At 54.3% G+C, this 26286-nt stretch carries 19 protein-coding genes; 17 read left to right on the top strand and 2 right to left on the bottom strand.

Going from position 1 to position 26286, the window contains the following annotated elements:
• The first annotated feature begins 363 nt into the window (after positions 1-363).
• The 3 genes from LOS79_RS17745 (at position 364) to LOS79_RS17735 (ending at position 3901) form a co-directional block, all read left to right on the top strand.
• The gene (locus LOS79_RS17745) at positions 364-741 is read left to right on the top strand and encodes a PH domain-containing protein (protein ID WP_315411391.1); all 378 of its coding nucleotides are present in this window, start codon (positions 364-366) and stop codon (positions 739-741) included.
• Between the two features lie 315 nt (positions 742-1056).
• Complete coding sequence (gene ggt, locus LOS79_RS17740) at positions 1057-2601, top strand: gamma-glutamyltransferase (RefSeq protein WP_315422305.1); 1545 nt, start codon at positions 1057-1059, stop codon at positions 2599-2601.
• A 25-nt stretch (positions 2602-2626) separates the two neighbouring features.
• A complete protein-coding gene (locus tag LOS79_RS17735) occupies positions 2627-3901 on the top strand; it encodes an amidase family protein (RefSeq protein ID WP_315411390.1) in 1275 nt (424 codons plus the stop codon).
• Between the two features lie 245 nt (positions 3902-4146).
• Here LOS79_RS17735 and LOS79_RS17730 read toward each other — a convergent pair whose 3' ends face one another.
• Positions 4147-4902 carry a hypothetical protein gene (locus LOS79_RS17730; RefSeq protein ID WP_315411389.1) on the bottom strand — a complete coding sequence of 252 codons (756 nt, stop codon included), beginning with the start codon at positions 4900-4902 and terminating at the stop codon, positions 4147-4149.
• A gap of 91 nt (positions 4903-4993) precedes the next feature.
• On the opposite strand from LOS79_RS17730, the gene LOS79_RS17725 reads away from it, so the two are divergent.
• From LOS79_RS17725 to LOS79_RS17665, 13 genes are all read left to right on the top strand, one after another.
• Complete coding sequence (locus LOS79_RS17725) at positions 4994-5710, top strand: lysozyme family protein (RefSeq protein WP_315411388.1); 717 nt, start codon at positions 4994-4996, stop codon at positions 5708-5710.
• Positions 5711-6002: 292 nt separating this feature from the next.
• Positions 6003-7577: a PucR family transcriptional regulator gene (locus tag LOS79_RS17720; RefSeq protein ID WP_315411387.1), complete on the top strand. Its 1575-nt coding sequence runs from the start codon at positions 6003-6005 to the stop codon at positions 7575-7577.
• Between the two features lie 191 nt (positions 7578-7768).
• Positions 7769-8944 carry a BMP family ABC transporter substrate-binding protein gene (locus tag LOS79_RS17715; protein ID WP_315411386.1) on the top strand — a complete coding sequence of 392 codons (1176 nt, stop codon included), beginning with the start codon at positions 7769-7771 and terminating at the stop codon, positions 8942-8944.
• A 105-nt stretch (positions 8945-9049) separates the two neighbouring features.
• Positions 9050-10582: an ABC transporter ATP-binding protein gene (locus LOS79_RS17710; protein WP_315411385.1), complete on the top strand. Its 1533-nt coding sequence runs from the start codon at positions 9050-9052 to the stop codon at positions 10580-10582.
• Positions 10579-11694 carry an ABC transporter permease gene (locus LOS79_RS17705; protein ID WP_315411384.1) on the top strand — a complete coding sequence of 372 codons (1116 nt, stop codon included), beginning with the start codon at positions 10579-10581 and terminating at the stop codon, positions 11692-11694. Before LOS79_RS17710 ends, LOS79_RS17705 begins: the two co-directional genes overlap by 4 nt.
• Before the next feature lie 30 nt (positions 11695-11724).
• Positions 11725-12654 carry an ABC transporter permease gene (locus LOS79_RS17700; RefSeq protein WP_315411383.1) on the top strand — a complete coding sequence of 310 codons (930 nt, stop codon included), beginning with the start codon at positions 11725-11727 and terminating at the stop codon, positions 12652-12654.
• A 244-nt stretch (positions 12655-12898) separates the two neighbouring features.
• A complete protein-coding gene (gene uraD, locus LOS79_RS17695) occupies positions 12899-13417 on the top strand; it encodes a 2-oxo-4-hydroxy-4-carboxy-5-ureidoimidazoline decarboxylase (RefSeq protein WP_315411382.1) in 519 nt (172 codons plus the stop codon).
• Positions 13418-13552: 135 nt separating this feature from the next.
• Entirely contained in the window at positions 13553-13945 is a 393-nt protein-coding gene (gene uraH / locus LOS79_RS17690) for a hydroxyisourate hydrolase (protein WP_315422303.1), read from the top strand.
• A 33-nt stretch (positions 13946-13978) separates the two neighbouring features.
• Entirely contained in the window at positions 13979-15376 is a 1398-nt protein-coding gene (locus LOS79_RS17685) for an allantoinase (protein WP_315411381.1), read from the top strand.
• Positions 15337-16794 carry a Zn-dependent hydrolase gene (locus tag LOS79_RS17680; RefSeq protein ID WP_315411380.1) on the top strand — a complete coding sequence of 486 codons (1458 nt, stop codon included), beginning with the start codon at positions 15337-15339 and terminating at the stop codon, positions 16792-16794. The genes LOS79_RS17685 and LOS79_RS17680 overlap by 40 nt, the downstream gene beginning before the upstream one ends.
• 128 nt (positions 16795-16922) lie before the next feature.
• Positions 16923-18155, top strand: a complete 1233-nt coding sequence (locus tag LOS79_RS17675; protein WP_315411379.1) for a pyridoxal-phosphate-dependent aminotransferase family protein — start codon at positions 16923-16925, stop codon at positions 18153-18155.
• Positions 18156-19515: 1360 nt separating this feature from the next.
• On the top strand, positions 19516-21324 hold the full coding sequence (locus tag LOS79_RS17670) for an adenine deaminase (RefSeq protein WP_315411378.1): 1809 nt from the start codon (positions 19516-19518) through the stop codon (positions 21322-21324).
• A 335-nt stretch (positions 21325-21659) separates the two neighbouring features.
• Positions 21660-22085, top strand: coding sequence for an IDEAL domain-containing protein (locus tag LOS79_RS17665; RefSeq protein ID WP_315411377.1), 426 nt, complete (start codon positions 21660-21662; stop codon positions 22083-22085).
• 144 nt (positions 22086-22229) lie between these two features.
• Here the strand turns inward: LOS79_RS17665 and hemH are convergent, their stop codons facing one another.
• A complete protein-coding gene (gene hemH / locus LOS79_RS17660) occupies positions 22230-23282 on the bottom strand; it encodes a ferrochelatase (RefSeq protein ID WP_315411376.1) in 1053 nt (350 codons plus the stop codon).
• Positions 23283-23770: 488 nt separating this feature from the next.
• On the opposite strand from hemH, the gene LOS79_RS17655 reads away from it, so the two are divergent.
• A complete protein-coding gene (locus tag LOS79_RS17655; RefSeq protein ID WP_315411375.1) occupies positions 23771-26035 on the top strand; it encodes an FMN-binding protein in 2265 nt (754 codons plus the stop codon).
• The last annotated feature ends 251 nt before the right edge of the window (positions 26036-26286 follow it).

Raw genomic sequence — 26286 nt, 5'->3', positions numbered from 1 at the left:
AATTCCCTGCGGCCTGAAAACTCTCCGGTTTATGGCATCCGCTCGAGTGTAGGCGAGAAAGGCATTTCACAATGTTGTAGTGTTATTAAGTTCGTGTAAATGGACAGACTTCTCCCGTTGACGGCATTTACATGAACGATGCCAGACATGATATTAATCAGCCGGCTGCTAACACTATTAGTCACATTGTGATCCATTCTCCTACACCTCCTTCGCATAAATTTAAAGTCAGTGTAACCAATATAGCGGAAATTAGCAAGTGGCAAATCAGGCTGCCCAGGCATAAACCTGTTCACCGGCAAGTAGTATGGACTATGGCCGAGCGCTTTTTTTGCCAAATGTATGACTGAAATGGGGATGCACATGACGATTTTTAACGGGCTTCTGGGCAATGCCACTCAGGTTCAGCTAAGCGATGTCCAGCGGGAATATGCACAGATTCTGGCCCCGCAGGAGAAGATTGAACGCGCGTATAAGCTGATCCGGGATATGTTTATTTTTACGGACAAACGGCTGATTCTCATTGACAAGCAGGGGGTAACGGGCAAGAAGACGGAATACCATTCCATCCCTTACCGGAGCATCACACACTACTCGGTGGAAACGGCCGGACATTTCGATCTGGATGCCGAGCTGTGCATTTATGTCTCCGGTGCGGCGCTTCCGCTGAAGAAAACGTTCAATAAATCCGTCAATATTTATGAGGTGCAGGCGGTGCTGTCGCAGTATATTCTGAAATGACAGATCCGGGCGGCAAAAAAAATCGGGGACTTGCGGATGGAAATGGCATCTGCCGGTCCCTTGAGCTGTTTAAAGAGGGGAATAAAAGCGCTGGCCGCGGGTCACGGCTGGACAAGCAGGCGGTTGTTAAGGGAGACGATTGCTCCGCTGTAACGCAAAGTTTGTGCACAGCTCACAAAAATGACGGCTGGAATTCGCAGTTGGGCGGAAGGCGTTGACATTGGTTTTGGTGCTGCTGTTAAATGACACTAACTGAAACGACCTGGAAGGGAGATGATCCGCTTGAAGAGAGGGCCTGTAATCGGCACAAAAACAATGGTGGTCAGCCCCCATTATCTGGCCTCTGCCGCCGGAGCGCGCATCCTTGAGCGCGGGGGCAATGCCTTCGACGCGGCGGTAGCAATCAGCGGAACGCTGGCAGTGGTCTACCCGCATATGACCGGGCTGGGCGGCGATGCCTTCTGGCTCACTTACAGCGCCGCAGACAGGCGCGTCCGGGCTTACAACGGCAGCGGCCGGTCCGGCTATGCCGTCCGCCGGGATTGTTACGCCGGCGAGGCGGCTATCCCGCGGCGGGGTGTGCGCAGTGCCATTACGGTACCCGGAATGGCAGACAGCTGGGAAGCCGTCCAGCGCGAGTATGGACGGCTGACGCTGGCCGAGGTGCTGGAGCCGGCAATCGGCTACTGCACCGGGGGGTTCCCGCTGTCCCCGGACCAGCACGGGGGCAGCGTGCTTGCCGGAGCCGCGCTGTCTGCGGAAGCGGCGGCGATTTATCTGCCCGGGGGCCGGGTTCCGGCAGCGGGCAGCAGGTTTGTGCAGCGGCAGCTCGGCAGGACGCTGATGACCCTGGCCGCGGGCGGCAGGGACGCTTTTTATAAAGGGAAGATCGCGGAAGAGATCAGTGAATATATGCGGAAGGCCGGCGGCTATCTCACGAAGGAGGATTTCGCGGATCACCAGGGGAACTGGGAGGAGCCGCTCGCTGCAGACTATCACGGTCTTACAGTCTATCAGGTTCCGCCTAATTCGCAGGGGTTCACGGCGCTTATGGCGCTTAATATATTGGAGCGTTACAACTTCGCTGAGATCGGGCATGGCTCTTATGAATATTATCATCTGCTGGTGGAGGCGCTGAAGCTGAGCTTCCGGGACCGGGACCGGGTGCTCACCGATCCGGCCTTCAGCCGGATTCCGCTTGAGCGGCTGCTGGATAAGGGATATGCCGCTGAGCTTGCAGCATCCATCTCCCTCCGGCAGGCGCTGGCTTATGATAGTGAGCCGGTTGGACGGGATACGGCTTATGCTGCTGTGGTAGACAGCGAAGGCAATGCGGTCTCGTTCATCCAGAGCCTGTATTTCGAATTCGGTTCGGGAGCTGTGGCCGGAGAGACGGGGATTCTGCTGCAGAACAGAGGCTCCTTCTTCTCGCTTGATCCGCAGCATGTTAATACGCTGGAGCCGCATAAGCGTTCTTTCCATACCCTGATGCCGGCCATGGCCTGCCGGGACGGCAAACCCGTGTACCTATACGGTACACAAGGCGGCGAGGGTCAGCCGCAGACCCAGACTCTGCTGCTGACGCGGATGCTGCATTACGGCATGGACCCGCAGACAGCCGTGAATGAGCCCCGCTTCGTCTGGGGCAGAACCTGGGGTGAGCCTACCCAGGAGCTGAGGGTGGAGAACCGGGTGGCAGACCATGTGCTGGCCGGGCTTTCAGCTGCCGGACACCTGGTCCGCACGGCCGGCAGTTATGACGGCATCATGGGCCATGCCCACGCCATCGCGGTTGACGGGAACGGGTACCTGAGCGGCGGTACCGATCCGCGCTGTGACGGGGCGGCTATCGGCTGGTAGCGGAATTAAGAAAGGTGGGAATTACATGGAGGCTCTTCAGAACCAGTACGGTGCGTTCATAGCCCCGGAGCTTAGGGTTCCCGCCTGCGGCCGGGGCACACTGGACGGCTTAAGCTTTGCGGTTAAAGATGTATTTGCGGTAGCGGGACACCGCTCCTCCGCCGGGAACCCGGACTGGCTGCGCAGTCATGAGCCTGCGGCTGTTCATGCCGCAGCGGTTCATAAGCTGCTGTCCGCCGGAGCTTCACTCCGGGGGGCTGCCCACACCGACGAGCTGATGTACAGTCTGGGCGGGGAGAACTATCATTATGGCACTCCGGTCAATCCGCAAGGTGCAGGCCGGATTCCCGGCGGCTCTTCCAGCGGCTCAGCGGTAGCGGTAGCCTCCGGCAGTGTGGATTTCGCCTTGGGCACGGATACGGGGGGCTCCATCAGGGTGCCGGCCGCTTACTGCGGCGTATACGGCTTCCGGCCGACACACGGGGCCGTGGAGATGGACGGTGTCATCCCGCTGGCTCCGGGTTTTGATACGGCCGGCTGGATTGCGGGCAGTGCGGAGCGGCTGCTGAGGGTCGGGAAGGTTCTGCTTGGGAACACGGCGGCTATAGCCGGAGGCAGCAGCGGGCCTGGAGATTATAGCGGAGAACAGGGGCATGCCGGCGGGAATAGCAGCGGTACGGGGCAGGACCTTTGTGACCCGAAGTCCGGAATCTCCAGAATGTATATCCCGGCAGAATGCTGGGCGCTGGTTGAACAGGACTGCGCCGCCTATCTGGAGCGGGGTGTGGAGCGGCTTCAGGCGGGCGCTTCACTGCAGGTGATTGAAACGGAGATTGCGCCGGAGGGGTTGAAGACATGGATGGATGTCTTCCGTGAGCTTCAGGGTGCCGAGATTTGGGCAACCCATGGCACTTGGATAGAGCGGGAGCGGCCGGTCTTCGGGCCGGACATTGCCGCCCGGTTCAGTTGGGCGGCCGGTCTGGCCGGAGCGGATCATGGCCGCGCCGGCTCCATGCGCAGGGAACTGGCAGAGCGCCTGCGCAGTCTGCTGCGGAATGACGGCTGCCTCGTCATTCCGACCGTGCCCGGGCCGGCCCCGCGGCGCGGCGGGGAACCAGCGCAGCTGGAGCGGAACCGCAGCGGAGCTATGATGCTCTGCTGCCTCGCGGGCCTTGCGGGGCTGCCGCAGATTACGCTGCCGGTCGCCGGGCCTGAAGGACTGCCGCTAGGGCTATCCGTTATCGGCGGCCATGAGCAGGACCTCTCTTTGCTGTCATGGGTGCAGGCGGTTTGGGAGTAGCGTTCCTGATTAGTCTCTGATTTTCCCCTGATTTTCCCTATATCGTTGATCCTGAGAGTTTGGGCTTCAGCAGAATTAGAGTGTGGAGGGTTCTATTGTATTTTATGCAACAAATAACGGTTAAATTGGCCTGAAAACTATTGTACGAAATACAATTGAATGGCTATTTCGGCCGTTCAGAAAAGGATTCTACTGCATCTGATACAATTGCTCCTTTTCGTTGGGGCATGCATAAGGTGCAAGCTTTATTGAGGCACGGTATAAGCATCCAGGCGGTCGTTGGGGTTCAGTGAGACCTCGGCCCTTTTGGTTGCTTGTGTGCCGGAATGATTCCATTCCTGCAGAGCTTCAAACGCGGAGGAATCAAGATCCGGCGTTTCAATTTGAAACTGCTGATTGTTATCCCAACGGTAGCTCACAATGGGCCATTTTGGTGCATACATGTATTCTTTGGCTAATTCACCTGAGGCATAAGAGAGGATTTTCATCGACGGCAGATCAACAGCAATCAGAATATGGCGGACTACTGAGTCGCCTTCATTATACGCATAACGCAATAATATCCGGTCTTGCCCGGGTGAAAGCTTGAAGTCTTGATAGATCCCATTGGCTAAACTGATGCTGGTGCTCTTGGAATCCGTATTCTTCAACAGAATGGTCGAGCATTGCTTGTTCCCGCAATTGTATTTCAGCAAGAGATAACGTTCCTGTGCGGACAGATTAAGTGTTTCAAGCTGGGTCCGGCGGATTTCAGTGAGGATGTCCTCCTGTGATTCCAGATATTGCTTGTACATAGGGATATCTCCGGTATCCAAATTGATAGGATTGCCATTCTGGTCGTGGATGGTCAAGACATCAGGGATTTGGCCGGATGGGGCGGGCTCAGAAGTTGCAGTTACCACGTCCGCCGCCGGAGCATCCTGAAAGCGGATCAGAACGGCCGCAATACCTGCCGCACACAGCAAAAGAATAAGAAACGGTGCCAGTTTCCTTTTGATCATGGGATTCTCTCCTTATTTTTTGATAGAGGTTGTTTTCTTTCTCTCTTTTTTCACTTTATATAGTATTCCATAAGAAAAAGGAGAGATTGAGATGGCAATTACAAACACGGTGAGAGACAGACTGCTCACACATACAGGTTTTTTTGAAGGGGATAAGGGGTATTCAACAGTAACCGGCAATTTCGACAACCAGGGCATTTCCTTCGGCATCATTCAATTCAATTTCGGACAAGGGTCGCTGGCCCCTCTATTGAAAGAGTACATTACCAACAATGAAGCGGAGTTTAATAGTGTGTTCGGTGCCAGCAAAGCTGCAACGCTGAAAAATGTTGTCCTGAATAAAACGAAAGCCGAGCAGATCGCATGGGGAGGCAGTATTTCCAGCGGAGGCCAGGTTGTTACGGAATGGAAGGGTTTATTTGAGAATATGGGCGCGAAAAGTGCAAACCAGGCTCTTCAGAAAACTCATGCGCAATCTTACATTGACAGAGCCTTATCGTATGCAACCAAATTTGGCATTATCAGCACTCAGGGCCTTGCCTTTTTGTTTGACCATGCGGTTCAGTCCTGGAGTTTCCAGAATGAAAGCAGTATTGTGGCTGAGATTGCCGCGAATGAACGGCTGTGGCTTCAGACGGGAGAAACGGGACGTTATCCGGATAATCAGCGGTTGTATTCGGTATTGAAGGGTGTGACAGGTTCTGATCCTATCGCACGGCGTACAGCCATCCGAAACGGCTCCGGCACAGTGCATGGAAAGAGCTATAATATCAGCAATTTCAACTTGTCGTACTCTGCGAATTTCTAAAAGCCTGAATGCAGCAAGCTCCGTTCCCTATAATCAGGGAACCGGGGCTTTTTCCATTTTTTTATTATATCAAATCTTTCGGCTAAAGATTTACATAATTGACATTGATCGTTTATTTTCCTGTGGAGAGTGTATTCGTTAAAATTCTGTGAATAGCGTGATATTACCTGACATATATGGTGTGTTTTTTTCAATCACATCTTCCCAACAAGGGTCATTTTATCTATAATGTTACATAAAGTAACATATGGTTCGAGTTTGAAAGAATGAAGTTATCAAAGGAGGGGTGGTCATGCATCTTACGGTAGAAGAAGCGTTGTCCATTTATCCTTTATCCGAAGCCAAGCTTATTGCAGGCTCCAAGGGAAAGCACAGGATTGTCAAATCGATCAATGTGATGGATGCCCCGGATATCTCGGACTGGATCAAAGAAGGGGAAATGCTGCTGACGACAGCTTATTTGATCAAAGACAGTCTGGAGGATGCCTCGGCACTTCTGCACACGCTGAACCGCCGCGGGTCTGCCGGGCTTGGCATTAAGCTGGGCCGTTTCTGGGAGACTGTGCCGGAGACGCTGATTGCCGAAGCGGAGACTTTAAATTTCCCGCTGATTGAGCTGCCGTTCCAGTTTACCTTCTCCGATCAGATGAACGGCTTGTTCCGTGCGAAGCTGTCGCGGAGTACGACTATGCTGCAGAGCATTATGGAGAAGCAGCGCAAACTGATGCGTCTTGCCCTGCGCAGCGGGCGAAGCCGTCCGCTGCTTGAGTCAGTATCAGAGATCATCGGCTATAAGCTGGCAGTCATTAATGCCCGGGGAGCTGCGGTCTTCAATAATTCAGGGCATTCCGAAGCGGAGCTTCTGGAGGGCTGGCCCTGGCAGCACCGTAATCAGCGCTTCCGGACCGGTCAGGGCACCGGTTACCGGATTCCGCTGCTGCATGGCGGGAAATGCTCAGGCTATCTGCTGTATTGTGCAGTTGACTCCCTGCTTCTGCCGGTGGAAGAGAGCCTGTTCATTCAGGGAGCCGAACTGGTTTCTTATCATATTCATGCCGGATTTGAGGATTATTTCGAGCAGGCCGGACACCGGGAGTTCAGCGCACTGCTGCGCCGCTGCCTGAATGACGGAATGTCCAGCAATGAATTGTCCCAGGCTGCCCGGAAGCTGGAGGTTACGCTGCTGCAGGCACCGTTTCAGCTCCTGCTGACAGATGTGGCTGCTGCAGGAGAGACAAGGCAGGGGGAACTGCTTCGCCTCAAAGAGGAATATATAGAGCATCCGGAGCTGCATGGGCTGGGGGCCATCCATCTCATGATGGATGAGGGACTGCTGTCGCTGTATCCAGGGAGCCCTCATACCCCGGAGCGCTTCCGGGAGCTGATTACAGAATGCTTTCACAAGCTGAATTTCGATAAAGGTTACTATCCGAGGGCGGCAATCAGCGGGGTGAAGGCGAAGCCGGAAGGGCTGAAGGAAGCTTTTGCCGAGATTAAGGAATGTATGGGAATGGCCCAGCATTGGGGCTCCCCCGGAAATGTGGTGCACTACCGCCAGCTGGAGCTGAGTCTGCTGCTGAACCGGATTCCGTCAGAGACGATGGAGAGGTACTGTAACGGCAGCCTGCGCGGCCTGCTTAGCCGGGAACCGGAATACGTCAAGGAAATGCTCCATACGCTGGAAGTTTATCTGGACAATGACGGACATGTGAATGAAACCGCGAAGAAGCTGTTTATTCACCGCAATACTGCCACGTACCGGATTGAGAAGCTCAGCGAGCTGCTGGATGTGGATTTCCGCAAAATTGATGACCTCATGAGGCTGAAGCTGGTATTCCTGTTCCGTAAAATGCTGGAGCGCGAGTGAGTGTTAGAGAATATCACATATTTTAAGCTTAATTCAAGCTATCCTAGTGCATAAAGCACAAAAACATTGAAACTTCTTATGGATTGGCACAAAGCTATGTTATATAAATTTACGTAACTGCCATGTCTCAGTATAGTATATATAAATTAATGGCTTAGCTATTAAAAGAGATATCCTGGAGGAGGAGAATTATGAAAAAAAGGGGTCAGGGATTTAAATTCAGTTTGGTCTCGATGTTCCTGTTAGCGGTGGTTCTGACAGGGTGCGGCAACAACAATACGGCGTCTAACACAAATGCGGCGGCAACAGAGGCGCCGGCGGCAACGAATACGGCAGCAGCGACCGATGCGGCAGCGACAACAGAGCCGGCGGCGGAGAAGCCGAAGGTTGCTTTTGTCTATATTGGCCCTCCGGGTGACGGCGGGTATACGTATCAGCATGATCAGGGCCGCCTGTACATGGAAGAGCAGCTCGGCATCAAAGCGGACTTCGTAGAGAACGTACCGGAAAGCGCCGATGCTGAACGTATTATCACTGAGCTTGCCCAAAATCATGACATTGTGTTCACGACAAGCTTCGGATACATGGACTTTACTTTGAACGTAGCAGGCAAATTCCCTAATGTTAAATTCCTGCATGCCTCCGGTTACAAAACAGCTGAGAACATGGGCACTTATTTCGGTAAAAACTATCAGGCGAGTTACCTGTCCGGAATTGCGGCAGGCAAAATGACGACCAAGAATCACCTGGGTTATGTCGGAGCCTTCCCGATCAGCGAAGTCATCTATAACCTTAACGCCTTTACCCTGGGAGCACAAAGTGTAAACCCTGACATCAAAGTGGATGTGGTCTGGACCAACACCTGGTATGACCCTGCGACTGAACGCCAGGCAGCGATCAGCCTGCTCGACAAAGGTGCAGATGTCCTCCTGGCCTATCAGGATTCACCGGCTACCCTGCAGGCGGCTGCAGAACGCGGCGCTTATGCCGGGGGGAATGACTCCGATATGAGCAAATACGCTCCAGACAACTACTTGACTAACCCTGTATGGAATTGGGGTCCTTATTACGTGAAGGCTGTCCAGTCCGTTATGGACGGCACCTGGAAGAGTGAGCAATACTCCGGTGATATGGCAGACGGCATGGTTGAACTGGCACCGTTCGGCAATAAGGTTCCGGATGATGTGAAGCAGCTGGTGGAAGATGCCAAAGCCAAGATTATCAGCGGCGAGCTGGATGTATTCACTGGCCCCATCTCTGATAACAAGGGCAATTTGGTGGTTCAAGACGGCCAGAAGCTGACGCTTGAAGAAGTGCTTGGCATGAATTGGCTGGTAAAAGGTGTAGAAGGTACCATTCCGCAATAACAGCGGCAATGTAATCTAATACAGCACGGCTTATGGGTGGGGCGGGTTCCGGTTGTCGGAGCCTTCCCCACTTATACTATAACTATCAGGAAGGAGCGTCCCACAATGCAGGACCATTCGGTTGAAATGCGCGGGATAGTGAAGAAGTTCGGTTCTGTAACGGCCAGCGATCAAGTCGATTTTTCGGCAAATGCGGGTGAAATTCATGCGCTGCTAGGTGAGAACGGAGCAGGGAAAAGCACAGTCATGAGTATGCTCTCAGGTGTGTACCGGGCGGATGCGGGTGAAATTCTCATTCATGGCAAAGCAGCCAGAATCCGTTCTCCGAAAGATGCGGCACTCCTCGGGGTAGGCATGGTATTCCAAAACTTCAGACTGGTGCAAAGCCTCACGGCAGCGGAGAACATCGTGCTTGGCGAAAAGTCGTCTTTCTGGCGTGGCAGCAGGTGGATCAGGAACAAGTACGAGGAAATTGAGGCGCTCGGCGAAAAGTTCGGCCTGAAATTCCCTGTGGACCGGCCGATCTGGCAGCTGTCCGTCGGGGAGCAGCAGCGTGTTGAAATTGTCAAAACGCTATACCGCGGTGCGGATATTATCATTCTCGATGAGCCGACCTCAGTGCTTACGCCGGGTGAAGCCGAGCAGCTGTTTGAAACGCTGCAGGTGATGAAGCAGGCGGGCAAGACGGTCATCATGACCACGCATAAAATGAAGGAAGTCATGGCCTCCTCGGACCGGATTTCTGTCATGCGCAAAGGAAAGATGATTGCTACTCTGGACACGGCAGCGACGGATGAGCTGGAGCTTGCCCGGCTGATGGTGGGCAGAGAGGTTACGATCACCCGCCAGGACCGGGAGGAGACAGCCGGGGAGCCGCTGCTTATCGTGAAGCAGCTGGATGTGGCTGCCGACCACGGGCGCAAGGCGCTGGATGGCCTGTCGCTCACGGTGCGTGAAGGGGAGATTGTAGGTGTCGCCGGGGTGGCCGGTAACGGGCAGAAGGAGCTGGCGGAGGTATTAACGGGCCTTCGGACCTGGAAGACGGGTGAAATCATCTTCGACGGCAGCCCGGTGAAAACAGCCTCGGTAAGAGGCGCGATTGACTCAGGGATCTCGCATGTGCCGGAGAACCGGATGAAGAGCGGCCTGGCCGGGCGCCTGGGTTCAGTTGATAACCTGCTGTTCAAATCCTACCGCAGTGAAGAGCATTCCAAATTCGGCTTCCTGAAGGCCGCGAAGAACCGCTCCTGGTCACAGGAGCTGGTCCGCCGCTTCAACGTCAAGACACCGGAGCTGGATACCCCCGTGCAGCAAATGTCCGGCGGGAATCAGCAGAAGCTGCTCTTCGCCCGTGAGGTCAGTCATCAGCCGAAGCTGATGGTTGCCGTTCATCCGACCCAGGGGCTGGATGTAGGAGCGACGGCAGGTGTTCATGAGCTGCTGATGGAGCTGCGGGGCTCCGGCAGCGGCGTACTGCTGATCTCTGAGGATCTGGATGAGCTGCTGCAGTTATCCGACCGGATTCTGGTCATATATAACGGTTCAATTATAGGTGAAAGCGATCATGAGCATGCAGACCGGGAGCAAATCGGCCTGATGATGGCCGGAATCCGGGAGATGGAGGGAAGCGCCGTATGAGTTCGAATACCGGAAGTGAGACTGCAGTGCTGAAGCCCCTGCCGGATAAAGGCGGGAAGTGGTACTCCCTCAGGCTGGAATATGATTCAAGCCGTACCCGTTCACCCTGGTGGACGCCTATTTTATCAGTAATACTGGCCTTGCTCCTCTGCGCGGTGTTCATTGCAGCCAACGGCATGAGCCCGCTGGTCGTCTATGAGAAAATGTTCCGCGGCGCCTTCGGGACCTCCTACGGCTTCACAGAAACGATGGTCAAAGCCATACCGCTGCTGCTCTGCGGACTTGGTATTGCGGTGGCTTACCGGATCTCCGTCTGGAATATCGGTGCAGAGGGCCAATTGACTGTAGGGGCCATGGCGGCTACAGCGGTAACGATTTATTTTCCCGACCTGCCTTCATTCTGGTCCATTACGCTGATGCTGGTCTTCGGCACCGCTGCCGGAGCGCTCTGGGGCCTCATGACGGCTGTTCCGCGGACGCATTTCGGGGTCAATGAGCTGATTACCTCGCTGATGCTTAACTATGTGGCGCTGCTTGCGCTTGATTATGTGGTATTCGGTCCATGGAAGGACCCGAAGGGCTTCAACTTCCCGGGCTCGCCGATGTTCACCGCCGCACAGTCGCTGCCTGTACTGGGAAGCACACGGCTGCATATCGGCCTGATATTTGGCCTGGTGGCTGTTCTTATCTATTATCTGATGATTAAATTCACCCGCTGGGGGTATGAGCTGCGCCTGATTGGTGCTAATCCTACAGCAGCCCGCTATGCCGGGATTCATATCAGGAAGCACATCATCATCGTCATGCTGATCAGCGGCGGTCTTGCCGGGATTGCGGGTATGGCTGAGGTGTCAGGGGTTACGCATAAGCTGATGCAGGGGATATCGCCGGGGTACGGCTACACGGCAATTATCGTTGCCTGGCTGGCTAAGCTGAATCCGCTGGGCCTCATTGTTACTTCGGTTCTGTTCGGCGGACTGATCGTCGGCGGCTACAGTGTACAGACCATCGGACTGCCTTCGTCTATCTCGGAAATGCTACAGGGTGCTATCCTGTTCTTCCTGATTGCCGGCGACATGATCCACCGTTTCCGTGTCCGCCGGAATGCATAACAGCATGCTTTTAGAGAAGGGAGCTTACCCATGGATTTCACTACACAGTTATTAATAGCAGCCATATCCGCCGGAACCCCGCTGCTCCTGGCTACACTCGGAGGCATTCTGACCGAACGGGCCGGGATTATCCAGCTTGGTGCGGAAGGGCTGATGCTGATGGGGGCGGTGACTACATGTATCGTCTATATCCGCAGCGAGAATCTTATCCTTGCTCTGCTCTCCGCCGTGGTCATTACCGCGCTTCTGGGTATGGTGCATTCCTTCTTATGTGTCACGCTCCGGGCGAACCAGACGATGTCGGGACTGGCGATGACTTTGTTCGGCAGCGGGCTGAGCGCTTATCTCGGCAAGTCAATCAGCGGAATTCCGCTGCCGGGGGTTTCACCCAAGCTGGATCTGGGAGCGCTGAAATCGGTGCCGGTGATCGGGGATATTTTCGGCCGGATGGATTATCTGACCTGGTTCAGCCTGCTGCTCGTTCTTGTGCTGCATCTGCTGATTCACCATACTTCATGGGGCCTGCATCTGCGGGCAGTCGGGGACAATCCGGCTACTGCGGATGTTATGGGTATCCGGGTCCAGCTGATCCGTTACAGCTACGTTACCGCCGGAGCCGCACTCATCGGGCTCGCTGGTGCAGATATGGTGCTGGCCTATGCGCCGACCTGGAATGAGGGCCTTACCGCCGGACGGGGCTGGATCGCTGTGGGGCTCGTTATTTTCGCCCGATGGAATCCGCTGCGGGCACTCTTCTGTGCCTACTTCTTCGGAGCGCTTGATTCACTGGGCTTCCGCATTCAGCTGCTGGGCAGTGTAGTGCCGTCCTATTTCCTCAAAATGATTCCTTATGTTGTAACGATTCTCGTCCTGATGTATCTCGGTTACCGCAACCGCAACAAGCCTTCCGGCACACCGGAATCTCTCGGAACGCCATATGTGCGGGAACAGCGGTTCTGAACCGCGGGATACCGTATAAGCATTGTTATAGGCAATAAATAGAGGATTGGATAGCTATAGCTCAATGAAAGCAACAGGTCCTAATGGTCCATTTCATGCAGTTCGGACATCTTTAATCACTAAGCATCCGGCACTTCGGGTGCTGGCGGCAAGGTAGATGGCTTGAATGCGGGAATGGGCTTTTTTTACTCTTGATAATGCTTGAATTTGAATTATGCAAATTTAGATGAATGGAGGAGGGCCAATGCCTGTACCGGCGGATAGATTAACACTGGAGCAGATTAACGTTATGGAACGGACGGAGTTTGTGGAGAGCCTGGGCGGGATTTTTGAGCACTCACCCTGGGTAGCGGAAGGGACTTACGGGCAGCAGCCGTTTGTATCGGTGCAGCAGCTGCATGACTCCATGGTGGATACAGCGCGGAATGCGGAAGGTGAGCAGATACTTGGGCTGCTGCGGGCCCATCCTGATCTGGCAACCAGGCTTGAGGTCAGTCCGCTGTCGGCAGCGGAGCAGCAGGGGGCGGGCCTTACCCGGCTGACACCGGAGGAATTCGCGCAGCTGACGGAGCTGAACAAGGCCTATACTGAGAAATTCGGGTTCCCGTTCATCCTGGCTGTGCGCGGCAAAAATAAAGAAGATATTATAAGCTCCATCGCTGAGCGGGTTCACCGTTCTGTGCAGGAGGAGCTGGAGCAGGCGCTGCGGGAAATCAGCCGGATTACCCGCTTCAGGCTGGATGATCTGCTGAATGTGGAATAGAGGGGGCTGTGTTGCACAATTCAGACTACTCAGCAGGAGGTGTTATTCATGGCCGGGATAGAGCAGAGGCCTCAAAGCGGGCAGAGCGGGAGCCTGCCTCAAGAAGGAACAAGCGAATCTATGTCTCAAAGAGCTATGAGCGGGCGGCTGACTACGCATGTACTGGACCTGGCGCAAGGAAAACCTGCTGCCGGTATGCCGCTTCAGCTGTGGAGGTTAGGCGGCGGGGCGCCTGTGCTGCTGCGCGAGGCGGTTACGAACAGTGACGGCAGGCTGGATGCTCCGCTGCTGGCTGGAGAAGAGCTGCTGGCCGGCACCTATGAGCTGCTGTTCATGGCCGGCGATTATTTCAGAGAGTGCCGGAGTGCTGCAGGTGAGGCGGCAGCTGTGACAGCAGCGGCAAATCGGGCCGGGGGGTTGTTCCTTGAGCATATCCCGATCCGCTTCAGCATTCTGGACCCGGCAGAACATTATCATGTACCGCTGCTGGTTGCACCCGGAGGTTACAGCACCTACCGCGGCAGCTAGGCACATCTATATACAGACGGAGGTGGACCTGTCATGAAGGAATTCTATGAGCTCATTATCAGGAACGGGGATGTTGTACTTCCCGGGGAAGTCCGTAAGCTGGATATCGGCGTGAAGCACGGCAAAATTGCCATGCTCGGCGAAGCGCTTGGCAGTTCACGCGGGAGCAGGGTCATTGATGCAGCCGGACAATATGTGCTGCCCGGAATGATTGACATGCATGTTCATTTCAATGAGCCGGCCTTTGGCCATTGGGAAGGCTTCCGCAGCGGCTCGGCCTCCCTGGCTGCCGGAGGCTGCACCTGCTATGCGGATATGCCGCTTAACGGCAATCCTCCGACGGTGAATCTGGCGGCGCTCCGCTTGAAGGCGGAAGCTGCGGCAGGCAACTCGGCAGTAGATTATATGCTGTGGGGCGGGCTGGTCCCCGGCAATCTGGAGGAGCTGGAGGAGCTGGCATCAGCGGGAGTTGCCGGGTTTAAGGCATTTATCTCGAATCCCGGCGGTGAAGGTGAGGGCCGGTTCCGTGAGGTGGATGACGACACCCTCTATCAGGGCATGGTCCGCATCGCTGCTGCCGGGGGGATCCTGGCTTTGCATGCGGAGAGTGAGGCGGTGACAGCGGCTCTTGGGGCAGCCGCTGTCCGCGAAGGACGCAGCGGTGCGCGCGATTTCGCCGCTTCCCGGCCGCCTGAAGCGGAGCTTGAGGCGGTGGCCCGGGCACTGCTGTACAGTGAGCGCACCGGCTGCCGGCTGCACTTCGTGCATATCAGCACCGCCGCCGCCTTGGAGCTGATTCATGAGGCTAAGGAGCGGGGGCTGGATGTGACGGCAGAGACCTGCCCGCATTATCTGGTGCTGAATGAGGAGGATCTGGAGGAGCTGGGGCCGCTGGCGAAATGTGCTCCGCCGCTGCGCAGCCGCGAAGAACAGGACCGGCTGTGGGCTGCGCTGGCAGCAGGCCGGGTGGATCTCATAGCTTCAGATCATTCCCCTTGTCCGGCGGACTTGAAGCTGGCCCCGGGGCTGTCCTTCTTCGAGGCCTGGGGCGGGATTTCCGGTGCGCAGAGCAGCCTTGAGCTGATGTTCCATGAAGGGGTGCAGAAGCGCGGCCTTCCGGTTACGCAGATGTCCGCCCTGCTGTCGGCGCTGCCGGCCCGGCGGTTCGGGCTGGAGCACCGCAAAGGCTCCATTGCAGAAGGGATGGACGCCGATCTTGTGCTGCTCGATCCGCATGCTGCCTATACGCTGCAGGCGGAGGATCTGCTGTACCGGCATAAGCACAGCCCCTATGCGGGGATGACCTTGTCCTGCCGGGTACAGGCGACAATCTGCCGCGGCAAGGTAGTGTATACTGCCGCTGAAGGGCTTGTTGACGGCAGCAGCGGGGAATGGATCCGGCCCGGCGGATCTGCCGGGCCGGTGCTATGAAGCCGCCGGTTCATAATGTTCCCGCCGGTGAGCTGCTGAAGCTGCTGGATGAACTGGCGGCCTTCAGTGTCCCGGGTCCTGGGGTTACCCGGCTGCTGTACACTCCGGAATGGTGCGGGGCTCAGCTTTTTTTGCAGCAGAGAATGAAGTCGCTTGGACTGGAGGTCAGGCAGGACCGGGTTGGCAATATATACGGCCGGTTGTCCGGTTCGGGGGCTGCTGCGGCAGAACAAGTTATCCTGACCGGCTCGCATATTGATACTGTAGTGAACGGCGGACGGTATGACGGCGCCTATGGGATCGCGGCAGCGGTCACCGTGCTGCATTATCTGCAGCAGACCTTCGGCCGGCCGCTGCGCAGCTTAGAGGTAGTATCCTTCAGTGAGGAGGAGGGCAGCCGGTTTCCGCTGACCTTCTGGGGTTCGGGGAATGTTACCGGGCTCTATGACGGCAGCAGCCGTGAGGATATTGCTGATGCCGAAGGCGTAACGCTCGGAGCGGCGATGAAGGCTTGCGGTCTGGGCGGAGAGGCTGCGTCAGCCGGAGTCTCGGCTGAGACCGCAGCAGCGGGCGGGAAAGACTATGATGATGCCGGGGCGGATGGTGCTGGAGCGGCGGGTACAGGTTCAGTAGATACGGGTTCGGCGGTTACTGGCCCAGCAGGTTCTGCTGCAGTAACTATTTCCCGCCCGCTCCGCAGTGATATTGCTGCTTATTTGGAGCTGCATATTGAACAAGGGATCGTGCTGGAACGCTCTGCCCGGCAGATCGGTGTGGTGCAGGCGATCGCCGGCCAGCGGAGGTACCGCGTTACAGTCTCCGGAACAGCCAATCATGCGGGGACTACGCCCATGGGACTTAGACGGGATGCTCTGGCCGGCAGTGCAGAAATGCTGCTCGCCCTGGAACGTTCCGCTGCGGAGGAAGGGGACCCGCTGGTAGCGACAACGGGCCGGCTTGAGGTGTATCCGGGTACACCGAATGTGATTCCGGGAGAGGTGCAATTTACGCTGGATATCCGGCATAGCGATGCCGGGATACTGGAACGCTATTGCCCGCAGGTGCTGGAGGAATTCGCTGCAATTGCCGCAAGGCGCGGCTTGAAGCTGGAGATACAGCCTGTGCTAATGACAACTCCGGCTCCGATGGATAAGGAGCTGTGTGCTGCACTGGAGCAAGTCTGTCTGGAGCAGGGCAAGACATACCTGAGAATGGTCAGCGGGGCCGGGCATGATGCCCAGCTGTTTGCGCCGCTTTGCCCGGCAGCGATGATCTTCGTGCCGAGCCGTGGAGGCATCAGTCATGCTCCTGATGAATATACACCGCCGGAAGAGCTGGCCGCCGGAATGCAAGTGTTAGCGGCGATATTGTATAAATTAGCTTATACAGAGGAAGGCGTAATAGAAGATAGAGGGTGAAGGATAGGGGTTCGGAGATAGAAGAATGGTAATTAAGAATAGATAATAGAGAATTAAGGTTCCGGAGTCCATCTATGCATGCTTCAGCAGTCTGAAGAGGTTCTGGAATTCATGAGGGGGGAAGGGTTATGAAGCGGTATGAAGATTTGTCGCCATCCTTGCGGTGTGTTATGACCCCGGGACCGGTGGAAGTCGATCCGCGTGTGCTGCGGGCGATGTCTTTTCCGGTGCTGGGACAATTTGATCCTGAATTCACGGATATAATGAACGAAACTATGGAGATGCTGCGGGGACTGTTTGCGACAACCAATAAGTGGGCTTATCCGGTGGACGGAACCTCGCGTTCGGGTATTGAAGCGGTAATGGTCAGTCTGATTGCACCGGGAGACCGGGTACTGATACCGGTCTTTGGCCGGTTTGGCCATCTGCTGCATGAGATTGCTGAACGCTGCGGTGCGGAGGTTTTCACTATCGAGCAGAGCTGGGGCAGTGTTTTTCCGCCGGAAGAGGTAATTGCAGCCATCCATAGCATTAAACCGGATGTTGTGGCAATGGTCCACGGGGAAACCTCCACCGGCCGGGTGCAGCCGCTGGAGGGAATCGGCCGGGTTTGCCGGGAGTACGATGCCCTGCTGATAGTAGACGCAGTGGCAACCATCGGCGGAGTGCCGGTTGAGACGGATGCCTGGATGCTGGATGCAGTGATCGGCGGGACGCAGAAATGTCTCTCGGTCCCTTCGGGTATGGCTCCGGTTACGTATAATGAACGGGCTGAAGCGAAGCTGCTGAAGCGCAAACAGGTAGAGCGCGGGCTGAGAACCGGCGAGGCTATAGCAGGTGAGCTCCCGTTTGTCCGGAGCAACTACTTTGACCTTGGCATGCTACAGGATTACTGGAGCCCGCAGCGGCTGAATCATCATACGGAGATGACTTCGATGCTCTATGCATTGCGGGAGGGGCTGCGGCTTGTATTGGAGGAGGGACTGGAGGCCCGGCACGACCGGCACCGGCTGCACGAGCAGGCTCTCGTAGCAGGCCTGACTGCGATGGGACTGGAATTATACGGCGATCCGGACAGCAAGCTGACGGTGGTAACCTGCGTGCTGATACCGGAAGGAATAGACGGGGAATCCGTCCGCTCCATGCTCTTGAACCGCTTCGGAATTGAGATTGCCAGCTCCTTCGGCCCGCTGAAGGGCTTGATCTGGCGCATCGGCACGATGGGCTTCAGCTGCCGGGAGAACAATGTGCTGCGCCTGCTTGGAGCGCTGGAGGCTGTGCTGCTGCGTCACGGATGTGTGCTTACTGCCGGCCATGGCGTACAGGCAGCACTTGACGTATACGAGGCAGAAGTAAGATAATCATAAAAATGCGGTAAGTGATGAAAGGTAAGCAGCAAGGAACCGGAGGAGGCTGTTTCGTATCCGAATAACCGGGTGACCTATGCTCAGTTTGCTGCCGAATGGGAGAAAGCTGTGGTCCACCGGCAAAATGCCCTTCATTCCGCCCAAAGTACGCTGAACGAGTGAAATTAAGGTGAAAATACCCATAAATCCGCCCAATGTAGGCTGAATGAGCGAAATTAAGAGTAAAAATACCTCTAATCCCGCCCAAAGTAGGCTAAATGAGTGGAATTAAGAGTAAAAATCCCTTTAATCCCGCCCAATGTAGGCTGAATGAGCGAAATAAGAGTAAAAATCCCTTTAATTCTGCCAATATAGGCTGAATGAGCGAAAAAAGGGGTAAAACTAGATCTCAGTCAATAAGGTAGACCGTCACGCGCTGGCTTTTAGGTTAATAGTCTAGTGATACGGACAGGGGAGACGTTAAGATGTGGAAAAGCGCCTCAATGCCGGGTTTTACGGACATCAGCGCCGTTATTTCGCTAGAAAAGTGAAGATAGCCCGCCAAAAGTGGCGAATAAGGGCCGTGGTGTCCGCAAATTCGTCAAATGAAACAAAAACGGGCGAATAAGGGCTGTAGTGTCCATAGTACCTGTAGTATCCGAAGTCTCAGAATTACCTGAAGTGTGCGCCATGCGGTGTTCGTATTTGACTCCAATAGTTAGTGTTTCTTTCTCTATCTCCTTCGCCGAAGCCGCATTCCGGCGTACTTATTAGATGGAGTTTTGAATCAACACAATTTGGCTGGAGCGGATAGCTGAAATCAAGTGCAAAAGTACCCCTGATACCGCCAGAAGTAGGCCAGAAAGAAATATGCCTTTTACTAATTGTCATTCATTTGTTTCAGTTCTGGTTTGCTCTATGCCCACTTTGTTCAGACAACGGCTTGCGTCCCGTTAGGGCGTCAGAGCCGTTTTTGCTACAGGAGCAGCAGCTGCAGATAATAGGCTGGGTAACAAAGTGTCGGGGTATCTACGGTGGGGAGCTTATGGGTGCAGGGAAAGCGTACAATAGAAGAGTAGAGCTGCCTCAGCCGATGGATTTCTTGTGAAAGGCCTCCTGTGGAAGCAGGCACTCCAGCGGCGGGAACTGTCCCGCCGGAGGCGCGCAGCCGCAGGCACTCCAGCGGCGGGAAGTGTCCCGCCGGAGGCGCCTCAGCCAGACTATACTCCGCCCAAAATGCTCCTGTAGGAGCAATGGCATTCGCCTGATACGGCTGGCGAGACGATTCAGATATTTTTTCGCCGGCACTGGTTACTGAATCAGTCCGGTTGCAATAGATAAATATAGATACTAATAAATGGAGGGAGTGTGCATTATGAGTTATACAAGAAAGCCGCTCGCGGACTGCGTGCCCGGGCTTGTAGCTACAGCCCGCGGTGATCAGCCCGCTACACTGGTGATAACAGGCGGCAAGCTGGTTAATGTATGTTCCGGAGAGATTCTTGAAGGCATGTCTGTTGCTGTACAGGGGGGCCGCATCGCCTATGTCGGCAAAGATGTATCGCATACGATTGGAGAAGGGACACAGGTCATTGATGCGGCGGGCAAATATATCGCGCCCGGTCTGCTCGACGGGCATTGCCATATTGAGAGCACGCAGCTCACTGTGACTGAATTTGCCCGGGCGGTGCTGCCGCTGGGAACCACCGGCGGTTTCTTTGATGCCCATGAAATTGCCAATGTGTTCGGACTGAAGGGGATACGGCTGATGCTGGATGAGATGCGCGGAACGCCGCTGGCCGCATACATGCAGGTCGCTTCCTGCGTACCCTCGGCAGGGGCAGAATTTGAAACGACCGGCGCATCCATCGGTCCGGAGGAAGTGGCAGAGGCATACACCTGGGGGCCGGATGTTATTGCCCTGGGTGAGGTGATGAATTTCCCCGGCGTAGTCTACGGTGATGAGAAGATGCTTGGGGAGATTCAGGCGACACTGCGCGCGGGGCGTTATGTTGACGGGCATTTTACCTGGCCTGCGGATGACTGGAGACTTCCGGTCTATGCTGCGGCAGGGGTAACGGGTGATCATGAGTGTGTGACGGCGGAGGATGTTATTGAACGCGTCCGGCTCGGAATGTATGCCAAAATGCGCCGCGGCTCCGCCTGGCATGATGTGGCGAAGACGTTAACTGCCCATACAGAGCGCGGGCTTGATCCGCGGCGGATGATGCTGGTGACCGATGACCGCAGCTCGGAATCGCTGCGGGATGAAGGGCATATGGATTTTGTTGTACGCCATGCCATCTCCCAGGGACTGAAGCCGGTCACCGCTTTCCAGATGGCGACGATCAATACCGCCGAACGGTTCGGGGTAGCCCGTGATATCGGCTCCATTACACCGGGCTCTTGCGCCGATATTATTCTGCTGGACGGAAATCTGGCTGATGTGAATGTTGTAATGACGATTGCGGCTGGTGTGGTCGTAGCGGAGAACGGGGTTATGACTGCTGAGCTGAATCCCTACACCTACCCGGATGAAGTATTAACTTCTGTACATCTGGCGCAGACGCCGACAGCCGAGGACTTCGTAATCCACGCGCCGGTTGACACAGGAGTTCTGGCAACACGGGTCATCAAAGTCATTGAGAATCATGTGGAGACCGGGGAGCTGATTCTCAATCTGCCGGTAGCCGCCTCCAGGCTGCAGGTTCAGGACGGCCTCTGCAAAATCGCCGTACTGGAGCGGCATAAAGCAACCGGCAATAAATCCGTAGGTGTGGTGCAGGGCATCGGCTTCCATGAGCCGGCGGCGATCGCCATGACGGTCGCCCATGACAGCCATAACGTGCTGGTCATCGGCAACGACGATGTTCTTATGGCGGAAGCGGCTAATGCGGTGGCGGAGGCACAGGGCGGTGTCGCTGTGATTACGTCTTCGGGAACGACCTTGTTCCCGCTAGCCATTGCCGGACTTATGTCGGCAGAGCCGTTCGAGATTGCTGCCGCCCAGTCTGCTGCCATCAGCAAAGCACTGTATGAAGCAGGCTGCACGCTGAACTACGCTTTTATGACGCTGTCTCTGCTGGCCCTGGCGGTCATTCCCGCATTGCGGATCTCGGACAAAGGGCTGGTGCGCATATCGCCCGAAGAGGGCATTCAGCTGGTGCCCCTGTTCGTGGACTGATTTACAACAATAGCGGCAATTAATTAGCCGGATAATAAGGCCATCACCGCAAACGGGATGCCTCCTGCTCATCAAATGAGTACGGAAGGCATCCCGTTTGTGCGTAAGAGGGGTATAACTTGTACAAAAAGCATATAATTAACCGATTCCTCACAACTTGAAACATATTTTTTTAAAATTTAAACAAAAACCATTAACAAAAGATGAGAAATAGACGATAATACTTTTAAATTAGTTAAAATTATTGTCAAATCGTGAATTTGCTGAAATATACTGAAAGTCCAAATATGAGGAACGGGGTGTATGAGATGATGAGAATAGATACACAGGAGATTGTGAATATCACCAGGAAGCAGATAGCCGGTATTTTTAAAATGGAGCCGGTTGAACTTAAGTTCGTCAACGACTTTCAGGGTGAGCAATATCTTTTGACCAATGATAAGCTCCATCTCAGCAACCAGCATTATTGGGCCAAGGTGATGGATTGTGTCTTCGATAATCATGTCAGACCTGTATTGATGTGCGAGGTGCTCTACTTCCTGCGGAATGAGTTTCTCGAGAGTGATATCAAGCTGAAGTTCTCTTATGACTTCGCGGATGGTGCAGAAGGTACAGCGGTTGCTTCAGCCGAGATCAGCTTCAATGATTCACCGGAGCTGCAGCCGGGCGAGATTGCCGAGCTGATTGACTTCGCTTTGTCGCTGCAGGACAAACAGTGGTTCGAGGAACTGACTGCCAAATATAAACAGCTGACTGCATGATAATATAATGGAAGAATAGACAGAGTGAACATGAATTGCCTATAAATGAACCGCCCGGCTGCAGGAGTGAATAACTTACTTGCGGACGGGCGGTTTTTTGTTAAAAAGATATGGGGGAGTTCTACCATCAGGCGCCTTCCATTATCAGTCAGGCAAATGGGATCCATCCGCAGCTTCCGCCGGCTGAAGCCAGCCCTGCGCTGTACCGTTCACCAGTCCGCTGAGAAAAGCCATCCATTCACTGTCATCATTCAGGCAGGGGGCAACGCTTAAATTCCCGGCCGTACCGCCGCCTGAAGCATACAGCTCCCTTCCTTCGACTGCAAGCTCATGCAGCGTCTCGAGGCAGTCCGTCACAAGCCCGGGGGAGAAAACCAGCGGCCGGCGGATCCCGCGTCCGCTAAGCCCGGTGAGGGTATCGGCGGTGGACGGCCCTACCCATTTCTCAGGCCCGAAGCGGGACTGGAACGTAAGCTGCCAGCGGTCAGGGGCCCAGCCCATCGCCTCAGCCAGCAGACGGCCTGTCTCATGGCACTGCTGCGGATAGGGGTCTCCGGTCTCGGCGTAGCGGCGGGGGATACCGTGAAACGATAAAATATAGTAATCGGGTTCTTCTTTTAACTTGCCGATCTGCCGGAGCAGCAGTGATTTCATCGCTGCAATATAGCCTGGCGCATCGTGATAAGCCTCGATGAACCGCAGTGCCGGAACAAACCGTTTGGATACCTGCCCGGAGCTGCTGTGCCGGCCCAGGGCGGCGAAGCTTGCAGCTTCATAGACTGATGCGGTTGTAGTGGAGGAGTACTGCGGGAACAGCGGAAGAACAATAATTCTGGTGATACCGGCAGCTTCCAGCCTGCGGAAGGCCTCAGGCATGCCGGGCTTACTGTAGGCAAGGCCAAGTTCAACCTGGTAACGGCTGCCGAGCAGCTGCTGGAGGGAAGCCTGCTGCTTCCTGGAGTAGACAAGCAGCGGCGAGCCCTCCTCCATCCAGATCTCCTGGTACAGCTTCGCTGACCGGCCGGGCCGGGTACGCAGGATAATGCCGTGCAGCAGAGGCTGCCAGAGCAGCGGATGGTAATCAATGATTCTGCGGTCAGACAGGAACCGTCTAAGATACGGGCGGACCGCCTTACTGTTAGGGGCGTCAGGTGTTCCGATTTGAGCAAGAATAACGCCTATGAGAGGCTGATTCATGTGCACCGCCAGCTCCTTTCCATGAACATGACATCGTTTAAAAATATCACAAATCAGCAAATAAAGACAATATAATCTATCACATTAATTGTATAAGACGGAGTAAATGGGAGAATTTGAGAGTTAAACTGTTTGTACTTTTTAAGTAAATCGCAAAAAAGTGATGTTTCTTATAGGGTGTGTGATTTTATACACAGAGAAAAGTGTTTAAAATTTGATATCATCAAGCCAGAAATTACCGCTAGCAGCCTAAAATCGTTTTATGTGAATTTATTCACCTTTTTATGTGAATTGTTTCACCTTTAGAAAGATTGTATAAATAGATGCAGCTTTTTCACAGAACGGGATGGGCCGCGCAGGATTGGGAGAGGGGGGATGACCTCTTATGAAGAGCTTGAGTACTCTTTGTAAGAAGGGATGAAATGACCAGAAGGAACGGTATTAAAGGGCTACATACTACTGGGGATCTATTAAAGGAGAATACGCATTTGAAAAAACTAATTTCTTTGACTGTAAGCGCAGCCTTGCTGCTTGCTCCACTGGCCTACACGATTAATGCACCAGCCTTGAACCTGAAGGTCGATGCGGTTTCGGCAGCTTCGGAAGAAGCTCCGGCGGCAACAGCCAAACCGGCAGCAACACCGAAAGCAACGGCTAAACCAGCAGCAACACCGAAAGCGACAGCTAAACCGGCAGCAACGCCGAAGGCAACTGCTAAACCGGCAGCAACACCGAAAGCAACCGCTAAACCGGCTGCAACAGCAGCACCTGCTGCACCAGCAGCATCCGCGAAGGCATCTGCTAAGCCGGCTGCAACCGCTAAACCGGTAGCAACCGCAAAACCAGCAGCAACGGCTAAACCGGTTGTTGTTAAAGAAGCTGTATACCAAGACGGGGTATATGTAGCTTATGGCGATGCTTACTCCAAAGGTACTGAAGGCGCTAAAGTAACAATTAAAGACGGTAAAATTGCCGATATCGAGCTGCTGAGAACCAGCCCGAAAATTATCGACCGCAACGCCCGTGAAAACTACAGCGGCGTATGGGTTGCATACGGTCTGATGAAAGACAGACTGCTCGGCAAAACCAGAGATCAGGCAGCAGCAGTTGACGCGGTATCCGGCGCAACCCGCACAAGCGACGGCTGGAAATTGTCGGTGGACAGAGCGTTCGAAAGATCGCTGCAAGACAAACCGGCTGATGCAACCTACTTCAGCGGCGTTCACATGGGCGTAGATCCGGAAGCTAAATACGCTGTGTTCGCTACTTACGAAGCCACTAAGCTGACTGCGGTTAAATTGTACCCGCTGACAGCAACCGGTGATTTCGCAGACGAGAAGGCATACACTGCTGAACAAACTGCAGCAATTGCAGCAATCACTCCAGTGCTGCTTGCAAATGGTTCTGCTGCTAAGCCGGTAGCCGGCTTCGAAGCTGAATCCAAAGCTGCAATCAACGCATTCTGGGATGCAGAACAAAATGCCAGCATTAACAACACATCCGCTTATGTTGACGGATTCTATTCTTCCTACGGTACTGCAAGAAGTGTAGGCGTAGAGAGAGCTGATGTTGTTATCCGTAACGGCAAGCTGGTTGACGTGAAGCTGTTCAGACTTGGCACCAACCTGATTGACAGAGGCGCAACAGCTTATGCTGAAGTTGTGAAAGCTAATGCTCCTATGACTGCTAAATTGCTGGCTAACGGCTCTTATATCGCTAATTATGATGAAAAGGTAGACGGAATTTCCGGCGCTACTGAAAGCAGCCACGGCTGGAACCAGGCAGTAGAAAGAGCTTTCGAGAAAGCTCTGAAGGTGGCACCAGAAGGTAAATACTTCGACGGCAAATTTGCCGGTGTAGATAATCAGTCCAAAGTTCTTCTGCTGGTAGATGTTGCCGGCGATCAAGTCACTGCAATCAAAATGAGCCTGTTCGGTACAGACGGTAAGGTTATTGCAGACGACAAGCGTACTGACGCACAGAAAACCCTTGTGGATCAGCTGACAGCCGGATTGCTTGCAAACGGCGTGAACACTGCTGATGTTGCCGGCCAGGAAGCTGTATCTGCTGCAGCAAAAGCAGCACTTGCAGATGCTCTGACCAATGCTTCCAAAGTACAAGGCGCTTACAAAGACGGCACATTCACCGCTTTCGGTGATGCTTATGACAAAGGTACCAACAAAGCTGAAGTTACCCTGCGTAACGGCAAGATCGTAAACGTTGCCCTGTCCCGTGTAGGCATGAACATGGTAGACCTGGGTAAGGCTGCCTATGCTGAAGTTCAAAAGGCTATTCCGGTTCTGACTGCGGGCTTCATGGCTGCAGGTACAAGAGAAGGCGTTCAAGAAGTTGATGCCGTATCCGGCGCTACCAGCAGCAGCAATGCACTTAAAGCTGCCGTTGACAGAGCTTATGGTAAGGCTGAAGTTGTAGAAACTAAGAAGGCTGCTTACTTCGACGGGATCTTCATCGGTGCAAGTGCTGACAAATCCGTAAATGTTATGGTTACTACCAAATTCAACGTTCCGGTTACTATGGTGGTTTACTTCCTTGATGATAAAGGCAAAGTAAGATACAACCTCACCGACGATGAATTGCTCGTGAAATACGAAATCGAGAACACATCCAACGGTAAAGGCCTGCACAAGTATGGATACCGCGCGGCTGCATTCGGTGCTAATGATGCCCAGAAGGCAATCTCCGCCAAAGCTGTTGAAGCAATCAAAGCTGCACTTGAATCAGCTGGTAAATAAGTAATCTGCTAAATAAAGGGGTTGTCCTTGACCATGCAAATGGCGGGACACCCCTTTTTTTTTGTGAGATGAAAATTTATATATTTTGGGGCCTCCACAAATTACTTGAGTAACCCTCGGAGCCAGAGCCTCACTTTGTGGGGTTGATTTGTGGGGTTATTTTTGTGATATCCGGGACAGGGCAGCTGAGGGAAGGGTATAATTAAGAATGGTAATCGTATAGTAATTTAGAGGGATTTCGGAAGTGAACG

The sequence above is a fragment of the Paenibacillus sp. MMS20-IR301 genome, assembly GCF_032302195.1.
Taxonomy (GTDB): domain Bacteria; phylum Bacillota; class Bacilli; order Paenibacillales; family Paenibacillaceae; genus Paenibacillus_AQ.
Note: the sequence above shows the minus strand (reverse complement) of the source record. Positions and strands in the feature narration are given on the sequence as shown.

What these genes read in the sequence shown, in the direction of transcription:
- ggt (WP_315422305.1), top strand. Translation starts at nt 1,057, where the DNA reads ATGGTGGTCAGCCCCCATTATCTGGCCTCTGCCGCCGGAGCGCGCATC.
- LOS79_RS17680 (WP_315411380.1), top strand. Translation starts at nt 15,337, where the DNA reads ATGGATCCGGCCCGGCGGATCTGCCGGGCCGGTGCTATGAAGCCGCCG.
- LOS79_RS17685 (WP_315411381.1), top strand. Translation starts at nt 13,979, where the DNA reads ATGAAGGAATTCTATGAGCTCATTATCAGGAACGGGGATGTTGTACTT.
- LOS79_RS17725 (WP_315411388.1), top strand. Translation starts at nt 4,994, where the DNA reads ATGGCAATTACAAACACGGTGAGAGACAGACTGCTCACACATACAGGT.
- LOS79_RS17675 (WP_315411379.1), top strand. Translation starts at nt 16,923, where the DNA reads ATGAAGCGGTATGAAGATTTGTCGCCATCCTTGCGGTGTGTTATGACC.
- LOS79_RS17735 (WP_315411390.1), top strand. Translation starts at nt 2,627, where the DNA reads ATGGAGGCTCTTCAGAACCAGTACGGTGCGTTCATAGCCCCGGAGCTT.
- LOS79_RS17705 (WP_315411384.1), top strand. Translation starts at nt 10,579, where the DNA reads ATGAGTTCGAATACCGGAAGTGAGACTGCAGTGCTGAAGCCCCTGCCG.
- LOS79_RS17720 (WP_315411387.1), top strand. Translation starts at nt 6,003, where the DNA reads ATGCATCTTACGGTAGAAGAAGCGTTGTCCATTTATCCTTTATCCGAA.
- uraH (WP_315422303.1), top strand. Translation starts at nt 13,553, where the DNA reads ATGAGCGGGCGGCTGACTACGCATGTACTGGACCTGGCGCAAGGAAAA.
- LOS79_RS17710 (WP_315411385.1), top strand. Translation starts at nt 9,050, where the DNA reads ATGCAGGACCATTCGGTTGAAATGCGCGGGATAGTGAAGAAGTTCGGT.
- LOS79_RS17715 (WP_315411386.1), top strand. Translation starts at nt 7,769, where the DNA reads ATGAAAAAAAGGGGTCAGGGATTTAAATTCAGTTTGGTCTCGATGTTC.
- hemH (WP_315411376.1), bottom strand. Translation starts at nt 23,282, where the DNA reads ATGAATCAGCCTCTCATAGGCGTTATTCTTGCTCAAATCGGAACACCT.
- LOS79_RS17730 (WP_315411389.1), bottom strand. Translation starts at nt 4,902, where the DNA reads ATGATCAAAAGGAAACTGGCACCGTTTCTTATTCTTTTGCTGTGTGCG.
- LOS79_RS17670 (WP_315411378.1), top strand. Translation starts at nt 19,516, where the DNA reads ATGAGTTATACAAGAAAGCCGCTCGCGGACTGCGTGCCCGGGCTTGTA.
- LOS79_RS17700 (WP_315411383.1), top strand. Translation starts at nt 11,725, where the DNA reads ATGGATTTCACTACACAGTTATTAATAGCAGCCATATCCGCCGGAACC.
- uraD (WP_315411382.1), top strand. Translation starts at nt 12,899, where the DNA reads ATGCCTGTACCGGCGGATAGATTAACACTGGAGCAGATTAACGTTATG.
- LOS79_RS17745 (WP_315411391.1), top strand. Translation starts at nt 364, where the DNA reads ATGACGATTTTTAACGGGCTTCTGGGCAATGCCACTCAGGTTCAGCTA.